This is a genomic window from Streptomyces sp. Xyl84 (assembly GCF_059731885.1).
The window spans coordinates 2,236,823-2,251,327 of sequence record NZ_AP029182.1; the positions used below are offsets into that span (position 1 = coordinate 2,236,823).

Sequence of the window (14,505 nt, forward strand, 5' to 3'; positions counted from 1 at the left end):
GGGTCGCGGACGGCGGTGGCGGGCGCGGGTCGCGGACGGCGGTGGCGGGCGCGGGTCGGATCCGGGTCCGCGTGGGGTGCGGGCGACCGGGAACCAGGGAGACGCGGGCGGGTGTATGAGAAAGAGCGACCGCCGCGTCGAAAGGACATGATCGTGCAGGCTCAGGCTCGGGCTGTGACCGGCATGCTGGCCGCCGCCGCACTGCTGCTGACCGCCGGGTGCTCCTCCGGGGGACCGCCGCCCGGCGGCCGGAGCGCCCCGCCCGGTCCGGCGGTGGCGTCCTCCTCCCCCGCACGGCCCGCCGGGGAGAGCACGCCACCGGCCGAGGGCTCCGTGAAGGTGCTGCGCACGGTCGCCGAGGGCCTCGACTCGCCCTGGGGCCTGGCCCCGCTCCCGGGCGGTGGACTCCTCGTCTCCTCCCGTGACCGGGCGACGCTCACCCGCGTGGACGAGAGGACGGGCCGCAAGACGGAGCTGGGCACGGTCTCCGGAGTGGCGCCGCAGGGCGAGGGCGGCCTCCTCGGCATCGCCCTCTCCCCGCACTACGCCTCCGACCACATGGTCTACGCCTACTTCACCTCGGCCTCGGACAACCGCATCGTCCGGATGCTGTACGACGAGAAGAAACCCCCCGGAGAACAACTGGGCGCGCCCGACACGGTCTTCAAGGGCATCCCCAAGGGCCTCGTCCACAACGGGGGCCGGATCGCCTTCGGCCCCGACGGCATGCTGTACGCGGGAACGGGCGAGAGCGGCGAGCGCGGCCTGGCCCAGGACAGGAAGTCCCTGGGCGGCAAGATCCTGCGCCTGACCCCGGAGGGCGAACCGGCGCCGGGCAATCCCTTCCCCGGCTCCCCGGTGTACTCCTACGGCCACCGCAACGTGCAGGGCCTCGCCTGGGACGGCAAGCAGCGGCTGTTCGCCTCGGAGTTCGGCCAGGACACCTGGGACGAGCTGAACGCGATCGCCCCCGGCGGCAACTACGGCTGGCCCGGCGCGGAGGGCAGGTCCGGTGACGCGCGGTACCGCGACCCCGTCGCCCAGTGGCACACCGGCCAGGCCTCCCCCAGCGGCATCGCCTACGCCGACGGCTCGGTGTGGACGGCGGGTCTGAGGGGCGAGCGCCTGTGGCGGATCCCCCTGAAGGGGACGGTGGCGTCGGCCCCGCCCCAGGCCTTCCTCACCGGCGAGTTCGGCCGCCTGCGCACGGTCGCCCCGGCGGGCGGCCACAGGCTCTGGCTGATCACGAGCAACACCGACGGCCGGGGCTCGCCGAAGAAGGGCGACGACCGGATCCTGGAGCTGGAGGTGAGGTGAGCGGCGGCGCTCACTCCCCGCCGGGCCCGGCCCCGGCCCGGGGGCCGGCGTCCGCCCCGGACGCCTTCTCGCGCCCGGGCGGCCGTACGACGACCTTTCCCGAGGCCAGATCGATCGGCCCCCGCCCGGGATCGCCGTCCCCGACGTCCTCACGGGTCAGTTCCAGCCGCTTCTGCTCGTCACGGGTGTGCTTGCGCCCTGGTGCGAACAGTTCCTCGAAGACGTTGAACACGGCCCCTCCCTCCCGGTCCCGCTTCCACCGTACGACTCAGCCGGCCGCCGGGGCGGCGAGCGTGTCGCCGGGGAACAGTTCCAGCCGGTGCGCCACCGCCGCCGCCTCGCCCCGGCCGGAGACACCGAGCTTGGCGAGGATGTTGGAGACGTGGACGCTGGCCGTCTTGGGCGAGATGAACAGCTCCTCGGCTATCTGGCGGTTGGTGCGGCCGAGGGAGACCAGACGCAGCACGTCGCGTTCCCGGCTGGTGAGGCCGAGGGACTCGGCGGGGTCCTCGGGGGCCGTGCACGGCCGGGCCGGCGGGGCCAGGGAGAGACGGGCACGCTGGGCGAGCAGGGCGACGGAGTCGGCGAGCGGGCGGGCGCGGAGGTGGCCGGCGACCGCGTGGGCCAGCCGGAGCAGTTCCGTGGCGCCCTCCCGCCGGTCCTCGCCTGCCAGGAGCAGGGCCTCGGCCAGTCGCAGCCGGACACGGGCGAGGTCGTAGGGGCGCTCCAGGGTCTCGAAGGCGGCGGCGATCCCGGCCCAGTCCTCGGGACGTACCTGCCCCTCGGCGCGCAGCAGTTCGGCGCGTACCCAGCGTTCGTACGCCTCCCAGACGGGCACGTTGACCGTCAGGGACTTGGCGGCCGCGCGGATGCGTGCGAGGGCGTCGGGGCGGCCCGGGTCGGCGGCGGGCAGTCCGGCCGTGCGGGCCTCGACGGTGGCGGCGGTGAGGAGCAGGGGCCAGCCGTAGCGCTGGGTGCCGGGCGGGAAGCCGTCCGCCAGGGCGCGGTCGAGTTCGGCGCGGGCGTCCAGCAGGCGGCCCTCCCCCGCCGCGACGCCGATCGCGATGCGGACCAGGGGCAGGGTGTGCTGCGGCGCGCAGTCGTGCGTGCCGAAGTAGGAGCGCCCGTCGGCGAGTTGTGCGGCGGCCTCGGCCAGTTCGCCGCGGGCGAGCGCGAGTTCGGCGCGGATGCGGGCGTGGAAGGCGCGCGGCTTGGCGCTCTGCCCGACGCGCCGCGACCGGGAGGCGGCCTCGGCCGCCTCCTCCCAGCGGCCCAGGGTGAACAGGGACTCGGCGAGGTTGCCCCAGACCCAGGCCTCCTGGTCGAGCAGGCCGTAGCGCTGGGTGTAGGCGATGCCCTTCTCCAGCAGCGGGACGGCATCGCGTGAGCGGCCCACCGACTCCAGTTCGGAGGGGAGGTTGACGTAGGAGCGGCCGGCGACGGCGGCGATGCCGTCCTCCACCGTGCGCCGGTTGACCTCGTGCATCTCGGCGAGTCCCGCCTCGACGTCGCCCGCCTGGACCATGAGACCGCCGAGGGTCAGCCGGGCGGTCATCTCGATCTCGCAGGCGCCCACCATGCGCGCGTACTCCACGGCCCGCTCGGCGGCCGAGAACGCCTCGGGGCCGGGCTCGTGGACCATCGACCAGTTGGCGACGTTGGCGAGCACCTCGGCGTGCACCTCGGACGGCGGCAGGCCGCGCACCAGGTCCTGGGCGCGGGCCAGTTCCCGCCGGCCGTTGCCCTGGGCCTTCGCCTGGACCAGGCGGGAGCGCTGGACCCAGAACCAGGCGGCCCGCAGGGGGTCGTGCTCCTCGTCCAGCAGGCGCAGCGCCCGCTTGATGATCTTCATGGCGCGGTCCCGCTCCCCGCAGAAGCGGCCCGCCACGGTGGCCTCGGCCATGAGGTCGAGGTAGCGCAGCGGGGTGGTGGCGGGATCGCTGCCGCACGGCGGACGGACCTCGGTGTAGTCCACGGGGCGCAGCCGCCCCCGTACGTCCTCGGGGGCGGCGTCCCACAGCTCCATCGCCCGTTCCAGCAGGCCGAGTTGTTCGCTGTAGGCGTGCCGGGCGCGAGCGGTGACGGAGGCGTCCAGGACGGCCGGCAGGGCCTTGGCCGGGTCGTGGGCGTGGTACCAGTAGCTGGCCAGCCGCATGACGCGCTGGTCGGCGGCGACGAGGGAGGGATCGTCCTCCAGCGCCTCGGCGTAGCGGCGGTTGAGGCGGGAGCGTTCACCGGGCAGCAGGTCGTCGCCGACGGCCTCGCGGACCAGGGCGTGCCGGAAGCGGTAGCCGTCGCCGGTGGGGGCGGCGGTGAGGATGTTGGCGTTCACGGCGGCCCGCAGGGCCTCGATGAGGTCGTCCTCGCCGAGCCGGGCGACCGCCGCGAGCAGCCGGTACTCGACGGTGGATCCGCCCTCCGCGGCGATCCGGACGACCCTCTGGGCGGCCTCCGGCAGGGCTTCGACACGGACCAGGAGCACATCGCGCAGGGAGTCGCTGAGGTCGTCGGCGCAGCCCTCGTGGGCGCAGACGGCGAGTTCCTCGACGAAGAAGGCGTTGCCGTCGGAGCGTTCGAAGATGCGGTCGACCTGGGCGGGGTCCGGTTCGGTGGCGAGGATGCCGGCGATCTGGCGGCACACCTCGGGCCGGGTGAAGCGGTCCAGTTCGAGGCGGCAGACGGTGCGCAGCCGGTCGAGTTCGGCGAGCAGGGGGCGCAGCGGGTGGCGGCGGTGGATGTCGTCGGAGCGGTAGGTGGCCAGGACGACCAGCCGTCCGGTGCGCAGCGTGCGGAAGAGGTAGGTGAGCAGGTGCCGGGTGGAGGCGTCCGCCCAGTGCAGGTCCTCCAGGACAAGGACCACCGTGTGTTCGGCGCCGATGTGCTCCAGCAGGCGGGCGGTGAGTTCGAAGAGGCGGGCCATGCCCTCCTCGTCGTGCCGGCCGGTGCCGCGCGGTGCGGGGTGCTCGCCGAGTTCGGGCAGCAGCCGGGCCAGTTCCTCCTGCTGGCCGCGGGTCGCCGCCTCGAACGCCTCGGGCAGTTCACGGCGCAGGGCGCGCAGCGCGGTGGAGAACGGGGCGAAGGGCAGTCCGTCGGCGCCCATCTCCACACAGCCGCCGACCGCGACGACCGCGCCCCGGCGGGTGGCGGCGGCCGCGAACTCCTCGGTCAGCCGCGTCTTGCCGACGCCGGCTTCGCCCCCGATCAGCAGGGTCCGCGGCTCGCCCGCGTTCGCGCTGGTGAGTGCGTCGTGCAGCGTGTCCAGCTCGTTCGAGCGGCCCACGAACACCGGACTGACAGACCTGGTCTCCACGGGCCCGAGCATCGCACGGAGGTACGACAGTGCGGGACGGGTTTTCGTGTCGTCGCCCGGCGGGAGGCGCCGGCCCTGTTCCCCGGGGCCGGACGCCTTCCGCGGCCCTGCCCTCACGCGGCCCTGGTGAACCGGTGCCGGCGGGGGCCGTCGCTATGCGCCTCGGCCTCCGGTGCCTCCTGGGGAGCTGTGCGGCGGGCGGCGCGGCGGTGACGGAGCACCGACGCCGCCAGGCGCTCCTGCTCGGCCTGGCGGCGCAGTTCGCTGGAGCGCAGCTCGTGGAACTCGTACGTGAACATGGTGTCTCCCCCTGGTGAGGTGGTGTCCGGCCACGCTTCTCGCGGTGCCGGACACCACCTTCGCCGCCCAGGGGGGCGGCCCGCATCGGGCGAGTTCCGCATCTTCGGCGCGCCCGGGGCCTTAGAGCTGCGGAGTTATCGGAGCCGTCTCTAAGGTCCTTACGGCGTTCGTGAGACCCGCGGGCCAGGGGCACGGTCGCCGGACTCAGGCGGACGGGAGCCCGAGCAGGACGTCGGTGTACTTCAGGACGGCCAGCAGCAGACCGACGGCACCGAGGGCGACGCCCGCCCAGGCGACCGACCTGGTCCAGGGTGCCTGCGACCTGCCCGGGGCGCCGAACGCGGGCCGGGCCAGCACCGCGGCACCGACGATCAGGGCGAGCAGCGCGAACAGGCCGCCCCACAGGGCGGTGGTGTGCCAGGTGTCGCCGTAGACCTCCTTGATCTGCGTGGCGACGCTCGCGGAGGTGGAGGTCCGCAACTGGCCGGTCAACTGCTCGCGGGCACCGGCGACGGTGCCGAGCCAGCTGCCGCTGAGCGACACGAGGCCCAGGGCGGCGGACACGACGGCGCCGGCGCCCTGTCCCACGCCCGAGGGGGCCGCCTTCCCCGCCTCGGCGGCCTGGGCACCGGCTTCCTCGGCACCGGCCTCGGCTTCCTCGGCACCGGCCCCGGGATCGGCGTGACCGGCCTCGCCGGTCGCGGTACGGGACTCGGCAGCGCTCTCACCGGCTTCCCAGGGCTCACCGGCTTCCCGGTCCCGGTCGTCCCCGGCCGCCCCGGCGGCAGCCGTCACCCCGCTCTCCGCCTGGCCGGCGTCGCTGCCGTCGTTCGCCTCGTTCGCCCCGTTGGCCTCGTTCGCCTCGTTGGCCTCGTTCGTCCGGTCCGGCGCGGTCGCCCGGCCGGCGGCCGCCGGCTGCTCCGTCTGCTGCTGCGCCCGGTTCCGCACCTCCGTCTCGCGCTTCGCCTCCGTCTCGTCCGTCGCCTCGGTGCCGGTGGTGGCTCGGGCCTCGTCTGCGGTCCTGGTTCCCATGCGGGCACCGTACGGACGCTCTCTGAGAGGGCCCTTAACGGTCGCCGTCGCCGGTACGCGCGCGGGCCGCCCGCCACTCGGGGGCGAGGACGGCCCAGATCTCCGTGTCCTGGCGTACGCCCCGGTAGGGGTAGTGCTCGCGGAGCACGCCCTCGCGGGTCAGGCCCAGGCGCCGCGCGACGTTGATGCTCGCCTCGTTGGCCGACGACACGTGCCACTCCGCCCGGTGCATGCCGCGCTCGTCGAACGCCCAGTCGAGCAGGACGCGGGCCCCACGGGTGACCAGCCCCCGGCCGGTGCCGTCCGGTTCCAGCCAGCAGCCGATCTCGCACGTGCCGGTCGCCGCGTCGAAGGCGGGGAACAGCAGCCCGCCGACCAGGACCCCCTCCAGCCACAGTCCGTGCAGGAAGCCGCGGTCGGCGGCGCGCTTGTCGGCGTACGACTGGAGGACGGCGCGGGCGGAGTCCACGTCGGTGGCGTGCGCCGCGAACGGGACGTGCCGGTTGATGAACGCGCGCCCGCGGTCGAGGTGGGCGAGGAAGTCCTGGGCGTGCCAGGGTTCCAGCGGCCGCAGTTCGGCGCCGTCACCCAGGGATATCGCGTACATCCGTTTCCTGCTCCTTCGCGAGTTCCGCCATGACGTCGCCGAGCCTCTCATGGGCGGCGCGGCACTCGGGCGGCTCGATGCTGATGCGCGGCAGGACCCGGTCCAGGCGGCGCGGCAGCCACCAGTTGGCGCGGCCGAGCAGGTGCATGAGCGCGGGCACGAGCAGGGTGCGCAGGACGAACGCGTCCAGGGCGACGGCGGCGGCGAGCGCGATGCCGAACATGGCGATCACCCGGTCGCCGCCGAGCACGAAGGCGAGGAAGACGGAGATCATGATGACCGCTGCGGAGTTGATCACCCGGCTCGTCTCGGCCAGGCCGACCCGGACGGCGCGCCGGTTGTCGCCGGTCTCCAGCCACTCCTCGTACATCCGGCTGACCAGGAAGACCTGGTAGTCCATGGAGAGCCCGAAGAGGACCGAGACCATGATCACGGGCAGGAAGGGTTCGATGGGCCCGGCGCGGCCGAGGCCGAGGAACTCGCTGCCCCAGCCCCACTGGAAGATCGTGACGACGACGCCGAAGGAGGCGGCGACGGCCGCGACGTTCATGACGGCGGCCTTGAGGGGGATGCCCACCGAGCGGAAGGCGAGCAGCAGCAGGACGCAGCCGAGACCGACGACGACACCGACGAACAGCGGCAGCCGGGCGACGATGACGCCGGCGAAGTCGTCGTACCCGGCGGTCACGCCGCCGACGTGCACGTCGAGCGCGGTGCCGGTCTCGGCGCGCGGCAGCACCTTCTCGCGCAGCCGGTCGACGAGGTCGCTGGTGCGCTGCGACTGGGGCGCGGAGTCGGGCAGGACGTTCAGGTAGGCGGTGGTGCCGCCGGTGTTGTAGGTCACCGGGGTGACCGCGGCGACGCCGTCGGTGGCGCGCAGGGTGGTGCCGAGGTTGTCCAGGGCGAGCCGGTCCCCGGCCCCCTCGACGCGGGTCACCAGGGTGAGCGGTCCGTTGACGCCGGGCCCGAAGCCGTCGGCGAGGAGGTCGTAGGCCCGCCGGGTGGTCGACGAGGCGGGGTCGTTGCCCTGGTCGGAGGTGCCCAGGTGGAGGAAGAGCGTGGGCAGCGCGAGCACGGTGACGACGGCGAGGGCGAGAGAGCCGAGGAGCTTGGGGTGGCGTTCCACGAAGGCCGACCAGCGGGCGGCGAACCCGGTGGGCACCTCCGGCTCGGGGCCGTGCTCGGCCAGGCGCCGCCGCTCGCGGCGGCTGAGGGCGCGCGGGCCGATCCAGGACAGCAGGGCGGGCAGCAGGGTCACCGAGGCGGCGACCGTGAGGACGACGGTGGACGCGGCGGCGACCGCGACGCCGTTGAGGAAGCCGAGGCGCAGGATCAGCATGCCCAGCAGGGCGATGCAGACGGTCGCGCCCGCGAAGACCACGGCGCGTCCGGTGGTGGCGACGGCGTTCGTGGCCGCCTCGGTGACCGAGAGGCCGCGTTTGAGGCCTCTGCGGTGGCGGGTGACGATGAACAGCGCGTAGTCGATGCCCACGCCGAGCCCGATGAGCATGCCCAGCATGGGGGCGAAGTCGGCGACCGTCATGGCGTGGCCGAGCAGCCCTATGGCCGCGTGGGCGGTGCCGACGCTCACCAGCGCCGTGGCGATGGGCAGCAGGGACGCGGCGAGCGAACCGAACGCCACCAGGAGCACCACGGCGGCCACGGCGACGCCCAGGATCTCGGCGAGGTGCCCGCCGGAGGACTGGGTGGCTCCGACGGCGCTGCCGCCCAGTTCCACCTGGAGCCCCTCGGTCTGGGCCTCCTTGGCGGCCCGGACGACGGCCTGCGCCTGGGTCTTGGTGATGTCCTGCGCGGGCCGGGCGAAGGTGACCGTCGCGTACGCGGTGTGGCCGTCACGGCTGATCCGGTCCGTGACCTGGGCGGCCTGGCCCTTGTAGGGGCTGGTCACGGAGGCCACCGAGGGCAGGGACTCGATGCGGTCCAGGGCGCGGGTCATGGTCTGCTCGACGTCGGCGGCCCGGACGCTCCCGGGCTCGGTGTGCCAGACGACGGTGTCGCTGTCCCCTCCGAGGCCCGGGAAGCCCTGCTGCAGCAACTGGGTGGCACGGCCCGACTCGGTACCGGGGACCTCGTAGTCGTTGGAGTACGCGGGCCCGGCGACGGCGGCGGCGACCGTGACCCCGCCGAGGGCGAGGAGCCAGAGCAGAACGGTGACGAGGCGGTGCCGGACACACCAGCGCGCGAGGGCTGCCACGAAACGTGCTCCCAGTGTCTTTTTGTGGATCTTTGACCGGGAACAGTCGTCCGTGAACGGAACAGCCCGCAAAGAACGCATGAGCAAGGTGAAAACACTCTTGCAGGCGAATGTGATCGTTTACCGCATTCGTGGCCTTACTCACACCATTGCGACCCGATTCACCGGGGAGCCACGGGCTCGCGGGAGCGCCGGGGGCGAGGGGCCGTCAGGCGGGCTCGTCGCCGAGGGCCATCACCATCACCCCGGCGATGAGGAGCCACAGTGCCCGCCGGGTACGGCCCCGGTGTCCCAGGGCGGCCGCGCAGGCGCACAGGACGGCTCCGACGGCGTAGGCGGCCGGGATGCGGGCCGGGGCGGACCCGGCGAGCCGCAGCAGGGACGCGCCGAGTCCGGCGAGGGTCAGCAGCGCGCCGGTGCCGGCGGCCACCCAGCGGGCCCGGCGGGCGACCGAGACGCCCTCGGGCGGTTCGTCGCCGGGTCCGTGCGGCGGGGCCGCGGCCGGCAGGGCGACGTCCGCCGCGGGTGCGCCGGCGGGACCGCACGGCCCGGCGTGTGCCGCAGGGGACGCCCCGCCCTTCGGCAGGGCCCGCGCGGGCGTCCCCGCGCTCCGTACGGGTGTCCCTGAGATCCGTGCGGGCGCCACGGAGGACCGTGCGGGCGTCCGGGGTGTCCGGGCCGGAGCCCCGGGATCGGCTTCCCGTGCCGACGCCCCTGGGTCAGTTGTCCGTGCCGGCGTGCCGGGATCGGCTGTCCGTGCCGGCGTCCCTGGGTCGGCTGTCCGGGCGGGCGTCCCGGGATCGGATATCCGTGCCGGCGTCTCGGAATCGGCGCGTCCACTCATGGCGGGCGAGCGTAGCGGCTGCGTGCGGCGGGCCTGACGCGGGGTCGGCGGCGGTGGCGGCGACGGGAGGCCATGGCGTCGAGGGCCGGCGCGACCGCCTACGGGACCGCCCGCAGGACGACCGGAGGGACGCCCCCTGGAGGCATCTGTCTCCCAGAACCCGACGGCCCGGGAAACACCTGGGGGGATGCATCGCGTCCGGTGCATCCCCCCAGGGTCACTGCGTCACCGCCTCCGGCGGGCGGGTCAGCCCTCGCTGACGCCGAGCTTCTCGAGGATCAGCTCCTTGACGCGGGCCGCGTCCGCCTGGCCGCGGGTGGCCTTCATGACGGCGCCGACCAGCGCGCCGGCCGCGGCCACCTTGCCGCCGCGGATCTTGTCCGCGACGCCCGGGTTCCCGGCGATGGCCTCCTCGACGGCGGCGGTCAGCGCGCCCTCGTCGGAGACGACCTTCAGGCCGCGCTTGTCGACGACCTCGTCCGGGGTGCCCTCGCCGGCGAGGACGCCCTCGATGACCTGGCGGGCCAGCTTGTCGTTCAGCTCTCCCGCGGCGACCAGCTCGGTGACGCGGGCGACCTGCTGCGGGGTGATGGCCAGCTCGTCCAGGCTCTTGCCGGACTCGTTGGCGCTGCGCGCCAGCTCGCCCATCCACCACTTGCGGGCGGAGGCCGCGTCGGCCCCGGCGTCGATGGTGGCGACGATCGGGTCCAGCGCGCCGGCGTTGAGGATGGCCTGCATGTCGGTGGCCGAGATGCCCCACTCCGCGAGCAGCCGGGTGCGGCGGGCCAGCGGCAGCTCGGGCAGCGCGGCGCGGATCTGCTCGACCCACTCGCGCGAGGGGGCCACCGGCACCAGGTCGGGCTCGGGGAAGTACCGGTAGTCCTCGGCCTCCTCCTTGATCCGGCCGGAGGTCGTGGACCCGGTGTCCTCGTGGAAGTGGCGGGTCTCCTGGACGATCGTGCCGCCCGAGGAGAGCACGGCCGCGTGCCGCTGGATCTCGAACCGGGCGGCGCGCTCGACGGAACGCAGCGAGTTGACGTTCTTCGTCTCGCTGCGCGTGCCGAACTTGTCGGCGCCCTTCGGCATCAGCGACAGGTTCACGTCGCAGCGCATCTGGCCCATCTCCATGCGGGCCTCGGAGACGCCGAGCGCCCGGATCAGCTCGCGCAGCTCACGGACGTAGGCCTTGGCGACCTCCGGGGCGCGCTCGCCGGCCCCGACGATCGGCTTGGTGACGATCTCGATGAGCGGGATGCCGGCGCGGTTGTAGTCGAGCAGGGAGTGGGACGCGCCGTGGATACGGCCGGTGGCGCCGCCGACGTGCGTCGACTTGCCGGTGTCCTCCTCCATGTGGGCGCGCTCGATCTCCACGCGGAAGGTCTCGCCGTCCTCCAGCTGCACGTCGAGGTAGCCGTCGAAGGCGATCGGCTCGTCGTACTGGGAGGTCTGGAAGTTCTTCGGCATGTCCGGATAGAAGTAGTTCTTCCGGGCGAAGCGGCACCACTCGGCGATCGAGCAGTTCAGCGCGAGGCCGATCTTGACGGCGGACTCCACGCCGGTCGCGTTGACGACCGGGAGGGCGCCGGGCAGGCCGAGGCAGACGGGGCAGGTCTGGGTGTTCGGGTCGGCACCGAGCGCGGTCGAACAGCCGCAGAACATCTTGGTGCGGGTGCCGAGTTCGACATGGACCTCGAGGCCCATGACGGGGTCGTACGACGCCAGCGCGTCCTCGTACGACACCAGGTCGGTCGTGGTGGTCACGGTGAAAACTTCCCTCTCAGCCCAGCAGGACGTCGTCGTCGCCCAGCCGCTTCAGCTCGCGGTAGAGGATGGCGAGGCCGGTGACGATGGCGGCGGCCGACACGGCGGCGTCGATCAGGCGCAGCGTGTCGCTCTCCGTGCGGGCCTTCTTGGCCTGCTTGATGACGCTGACGGCGCCGAACGCGGTCGTCGCCATGGACAGGTACGTACCGGACTTGGACTTCTTGAAGCCCTTGGCCTTGGACAGTGCGTTGCTCACAGCGACGGAGCCTCCTCAAGCAGCGGGTGTCCCCACTTTTCCACGAACGCGGCCTCGACGGCGGCACCCACCTTGTACAGGCGGTCGTCCTTCATCACCGGGGCGATGATCTGCAGGCCCACCGGGAGGTTGTCCTCCGGGGCGAGACCGCAGGGCAGGGACATGGCCGCGTTGCCCGCCAGGTTGGTGGGGATGGTGCACAGGTCGGCCAGGTACATCGCCATCGGGTCGTCGGCGCGCTCACCGATCGCGAAGGCGGTGGTCGGGGTCGTCGGGGAGACGATCACGTCGACCTGCTCGAACGCCTTGTCGAAGTCCTGCTTGATCAGCGTACGGACCTTCTGGGCGCTGCCGTAGTACGCGTCGTAGTAGCCGGAGCTGAGCGCGTACGTGCCGAGCATGATGCGGCGCTTGACCTCGGGGCCGAAGCCCGCCTCACGGGTGAGGGAGGTGACTTCCTCGGCGGAGTGCGCGCCGTCGTCGCCGGTGCGCAGGCCGTAGCGCAGGCCGTCGAAGCGGGCGAGGTTGCTCGAACACTCGGACGGCGCGATCAGGTAGTACGCCGACAGGGCCAGGTCGAAGGACGGGCAGTCCAGCTCGACGATCTCGGCGCCCAGCTCCCTGAGCACCTCGACGGACTCGTCGAAGCGCTGGATGACACCGGCCTGGTAGCCCTCGCCGCGGAACTGCTTGACGACGCCGACGCGCATGCCGGCCACGCTGCCGTTGCGGGCGGCCTCGACGACCGGCGGGACCGGCTCGTCGACGGAGGTGGAGTCCAGCGGGTCGTGCCCGGCGATCACCTCGTGCAGCAGCGCCGCGTCCAGGACCGTACGGGCACAGGGGCCGCCCTGGTCGAGGGAGGAGGAGAACGCCACCATGCCGTAGCGGGAGACCGCGCCGTAGGTCGGCTTGACGCCGACCGTGCCGGTGACGGCGGCCGGCTGGCGGATGGAGCCGCCGGTGTCGGTGCCGATGGCCAGCGGCGCCTGGAAGGAGGCGAGCGCGGCGGAGGAACCGCCGCCGGAACCGCCGGGGATCTTGGTGAGGTCCCAGGGGTTGCCGGTCGGGCCGTAGGCGCTGTTCTCCGTGGAGGACCCCATGGCGAACTCGTCCATGTTGGTCTTGCCGAGGATGACGACGTCCGCGTCCTTGAGCCGCTTGGTGAGCGTCGCGTCGTACGGCGGGATCCAGCCTTCGAGGATCTTGGAGCCGACGGTGGTCGGCACGCCCTCGGTGGTGAAGATGTCCTTCAGCGCGAGCGGTACGCCGGCCAGCGGGCCGAGCTTCTCGCCGCGCGCCCGCTTCTCGTCCACGGCGCGGGCCTGGGCGAGCGCGCCCTCGCGGTCGACGTGCAGAAAGGCGTGCACCTTCTCGTCGACGGCCTCGATCCGGGCGAGGTGGGCCTCGGTGACCTCGACGGCCGTCAGCTCACCGGAGGCGATCTTCCCGGCCGTCTCGGCGGCGGTGAGTTTGATGATGTCCGTCATTGCTTACTCCTCCCCCAGGATCTGCGGCACCTTGAAACGCTGCTGCTCCTGGGCCGGGGCGCCGGACAGCGCCTGCTCGGGGGTGAGCGACGGACGGACCTCGTCCGCGCGCATGACGTTCGTCAGCGGCAGCGGGTGGGAGGTCGGCGGTACGTCTTGGTCGGCGACCTCACTGACGCGGGCCACCGCGCCGATGATGTCGTCCAGCTGTCCCGCGAAGTGGTCGAGCTCTTCGGGCTTCAGCTCCAGACGCGCCAGCCGGGCGAGGTGGGCGACCTCCTCGCGCGTGATGCCAGGCATGCAGCGTTCCTCTGGGGTGAGTGTGTGGTTGGGCAAATCGGCTTGGGAAAGTCGGTTTGGCCCAATCCTATGGGGCCGGACCCCGTGGCCGTTAAACGGTTTCCCCCGGGGCCTGTGCCCGGCGCCGCGCGTCCCACGCGGCGCTGCCCAGGAAGTGGTTGTCGTAGAGGTCCTGGACCTCCAGCAGACTCTCCGGGGCGACCTCGCCGAGGGCGATGCGCCGCAGGTGGCGGAAGTACTCGAAACGCTCGACGCCGGGCGCCAGGACGATGAGCAGGTCGGCGTCGGCTCCGGGCACGGCGGCGAAGGCGTGCGGCTTGCCGGGCGGGACGACGACGAGGTCGCCGGGGCCGGCGGTGAGGACCTCGTCGCCGGAGAGGATGTCGGCGGCGCCGTCGAGCAGGAAGAACATCTCGGCGGAGTTGTCGTGCCAGTGCGGCTTGGCACCGTCGGCGCCCGCCACGAGGGTGACGCGCTGGGTGGACAGGGCACCGCCGGTCGCACTGCTGTCGGCCAGCAGCCGCACGGTGGCGGGCGCGCGGCCGACCACTTCGGCCTCGGCCTCGCGGACGATCACGGACTCGTCGAACTTCGGTACGAACAGGGACATGATGCGTCTCCCTCGGTGGGTTCGGCCGTTCGGGGCGGACGCCGGCCGGCGAAGGCGGTCCGGCGCGGTCCGGCGCGGACGTCAGACGGCGAAGAGCAGTCCGGCACTGATCAGGACAACGACGGCCGTGGCGCAGTGGATTCCGAAGGCGACGGCCTTCGGACCGCCGTGGCGCAGGACTATCAGGGTGTCGCCGAGCGGCACCAGGGCCACGCACAGCATGAACCAGGCCTCGGCGCGGGTGCCCGCGAAGGCCAGCAGCGCGAGGCCGACCAGGCCGAAGGTGCCGTCGCGCAGGCCCTTGACCGTCAGGTAGGCGCCGGCGTCGCCGGCCGGATCGGCGGGGACTCCGTAAGCGGCGGCGGAGGGGGTGGCCCGGAACAGGAAGCGGTACCCGAGGAAGACGCAGAACAGGTCGAGCACGACGGCCAGTGTGTACGCGGTGACGGTCACGTCTCTT

14 protein-coding genes are annotated in these 14,505 nt (G+C 73.3%); 1 reads left to right on the forward strand and 13 read right to left on the reverse strand.

All coding sequences use genetic code 11. The features are described from left to right. Nucleotides 1-183: 183 nt before the first annotated feature. The gene (locus tag AC6I72_RS09470; RefSeq protein ID WP_498004631.1) at nucleotides 184-1,317 is read left to right on the forward strand and encodes a PQQ-dependent sugar dehydrogenase; all 1,134 of its coding nucleotides are present in this window, start codon (nucleotides 184-186) and stop codon (nucleotides 1,315-1,317) included. Nucleotides 1,318-1,327: 10 nt separating this feature from the next. On the opposite strand, the gene AC6I72_RS09475 is transcribed toward AC6I72_RS09470, so the two are convergent. The 13 genes from AC6I72_RS09475 to AC6I72_RS09535 all read right to left on the reverse strand — a co-directional run bounded on the left by AC6I72_RS09475 (nucleotide 1,328) and on the right by AC6I72_RS09535 (nucleotide 14,498). Continuing rightward, the gene (locus AC6I72_RS09475; RefSeq protein WP_498000390.1) at nucleotides 1,328-1,549 is read right to left on the reverse strand and encodes a DUF6191 domain-containing protein; all 222 of its coding nucleotides are present in this window, start codon (nucleotides 1,547-1,549) and stop codon (nucleotides 1,328-1,330) included. 36 nt (nucleotides 1,550-1,585) lie between these two features. Further along, a complete protein-coding gene (locus tag AC6I72_RS09480; RefSeq protein WP_498000391.1) occupies nucleotides 1,586-4,639 on the reverse strand; it encodes a helix-turn-helix transcriptional regulator in 3,054 nt (1,017 codons plus the stop codon). 101 nt (nucleotides 4,640-4,740) lie between these two features. After that, nucleotides 4,741-4,926, reverse strand: a complete 186-nt coding sequence (locus AC6I72_RS09485) for a hypothetical protein (protein WP_498000392.1) — start codon at nucleotides 4,924-4,926, stop codon at nucleotides 4,741-4,743. A gap of 205 nt (nucleotides 4,927-5,131) precedes the next feature. Continuing rightward, on the reverse strand, nucleotides 5,132-5,722 hold the full coding sequence (locus AC6I72_RS09490) for a hypothetical protein (protein WP_498004632.1): 591 nt from the start codon (nucleotides 5,720-5,722) through the stop codon (nucleotides 5,132-5,134). A 271-nt stretch (nucleotides 5,723-5,993) separates the two neighbouring features. After that, the gene (locus AC6I72_RS09495) at nucleotides 5,994-6,566 is read right to left on the reverse strand and encodes a GNAT family N-acetyltransferase (RefSeq protein ID WP_498000393.1); all 573 of its coding nucleotides are present in this window, start codon (nucleotides 6,564-6,566) and stop codon (nucleotides 5,994-5,996) included. Next, nucleotides 6,544-8,781, reverse strand: coding sequence for an MMPL family transporter (locus tag AC6I72_RS09500; RefSeq protein ID WP_498000394.1), 2,238 nt, complete (start codon nucleotides 8,779-8,781; stop codon nucleotides 6,544-6,546). The genes AC6I72_RS09495 and AC6I72_RS09500 overlap by 23 nt, the downstream gene beginning before the upstream one ends. Before the next feature lie 208 nt (nucleotides 8,782-8,989). Continuing rightward, nucleotides 8,990-9,289, reverse strand: a complete 300-nt coding sequence (locus AC6I72_RS09505; protein ID WP_498004633.1) for a hypothetical protein — start codon at nucleotides 9,287-9,289, stop codon at nucleotides 8,990-8,992. 582 nt (nucleotides 9,290-9,871) lie between these two features. Beyond that, complete coding sequence (gene gatB, locus AC6I72_RS09510; RefSeq protein ID WP_037858085.1) at nucleotides 9,872-11,386, reverse strand: Asp-tRNA(Asn)/Glu-tRNA(Gln) amidotransferase subunit GatB; 1,515 nt, start codon at nucleotides 11,384-11,386, stop codon at nucleotides 9,872-9,874. Nucleotides 11,387-11,402: 16 nt separating this feature from the next. After that, nucleotides 11,403-11,645, reverse strand: a complete 243-nt coding sequence (locus AC6I72_RS09515; protein ID WP_037858086.1) for a hypothetical protein — start codon at nucleotides 11,643-11,645, stop codon at nucleotides 11,403-11,405. Continuing rightward, a complete protein-coding gene (gene gatA, locus AC6I72_RS09520; protein ID WP_498000395.1) occupies nucleotides 11,642-13,135 on the reverse strand; it encodes an Asp-tRNA(Asn)/Glu-tRNA(Gln) amidotransferase subunit GatA in 1,494 nt (497 codons plus the stop codon). Before gatA ends, AC6I72_RS09515 begins: the two co-directional genes overlap by 4 nt. 3 nt (nucleotides 13,136-13,138) lie before the next feature. Further along, entirely contained in the window at nucleotides 13,139-13,435 is a 297-nt protein-coding gene (gene gatC / locus AC6I72_RS09525) for an Asp-tRNA(Asn)/Glu-tRNA(Gln) amidotransferase subunit GatC (protein WP_006130840.1), read from the reverse strand. A gap of 91 nt (nucleotides 13,436-13,526) precedes the next feature. After that, nucleotides 13,527-14,045 (reverse strand): cupin domain-containing protein, encoded by a 519-nt coding sequence (locus tag AC6I72_RS09530; RefSeq protein WP_498000396.1) that lies wholly within the window; start codon nucleotides 14,043-14,045, stop codon nucleotides 13,527-13,529. Nucleotides 14,046-14,126: 81 nt separating this feature from the next. Next, on the reverse strand, nucleotides 14,127-14,498 hold the full coding sequence (locus AC6I72_RS09535) for a DUF4267 domain-containing protein (RefSeq protein WP_498000397.1): 372 nt from the start codon (nucleotides 14,496-14,498) through the stop codon (nucleotides 14,127-14,129). Nucleotides 14,499-14,505: the final 7 nt, after the last annotated feature.

Coding starts and splice junctions, on each gene's coding strand:
- AC6I72_RS09470 (WP_498004631.1), top strand. CDS start 184: ATGCTGGCCGCCGCCGCACTGCTGCTGACCGCCGGGTGCTCCTCCGGG.
- AC6I72_RS09480 (WP_498000391.1), bottom strand. CDS start 4,639: ATGCTCGGGCCCGTGGAGACCAGGTCTGTCAGTCCGGTGTTCGTGGGC.
- AC6I72_RS09485 (WP_498000392.1), bottom strand. CDS start 4,926: ATGTTCACGTACGAGTTCCACGAGCTGCGCTCCAGCGAACTGCGCCGC.
- AC6I72_RS09495 (WP_498000393.1), bottom strand. CDS start 6,566: ATGTACGCGATATCCCTGGGTGACGGCGCCGAACTGCGGCCGCTGGAA.
- gatA (WP_498000395.1), bottom strand. CDS start 13,135: ATGACGGACATCATCAAACTCACCGCCGCCGAGACGGCCGGGAAGATC.
- gatC (WP_006130840.1), bottom strand. CDS start 13,435: ATGCCTGGCATCACGCGCGAGGAGGTCGCCCACCTCGCCCGGCTGGCG.
- AC6I72_RS09530 (WP_498000396.1), bottom strand. CDS start 14,045: ATGTCCCTGTTCGTACCGAAGTTCGACGAGTCCGTGATCGTCCGCGAG.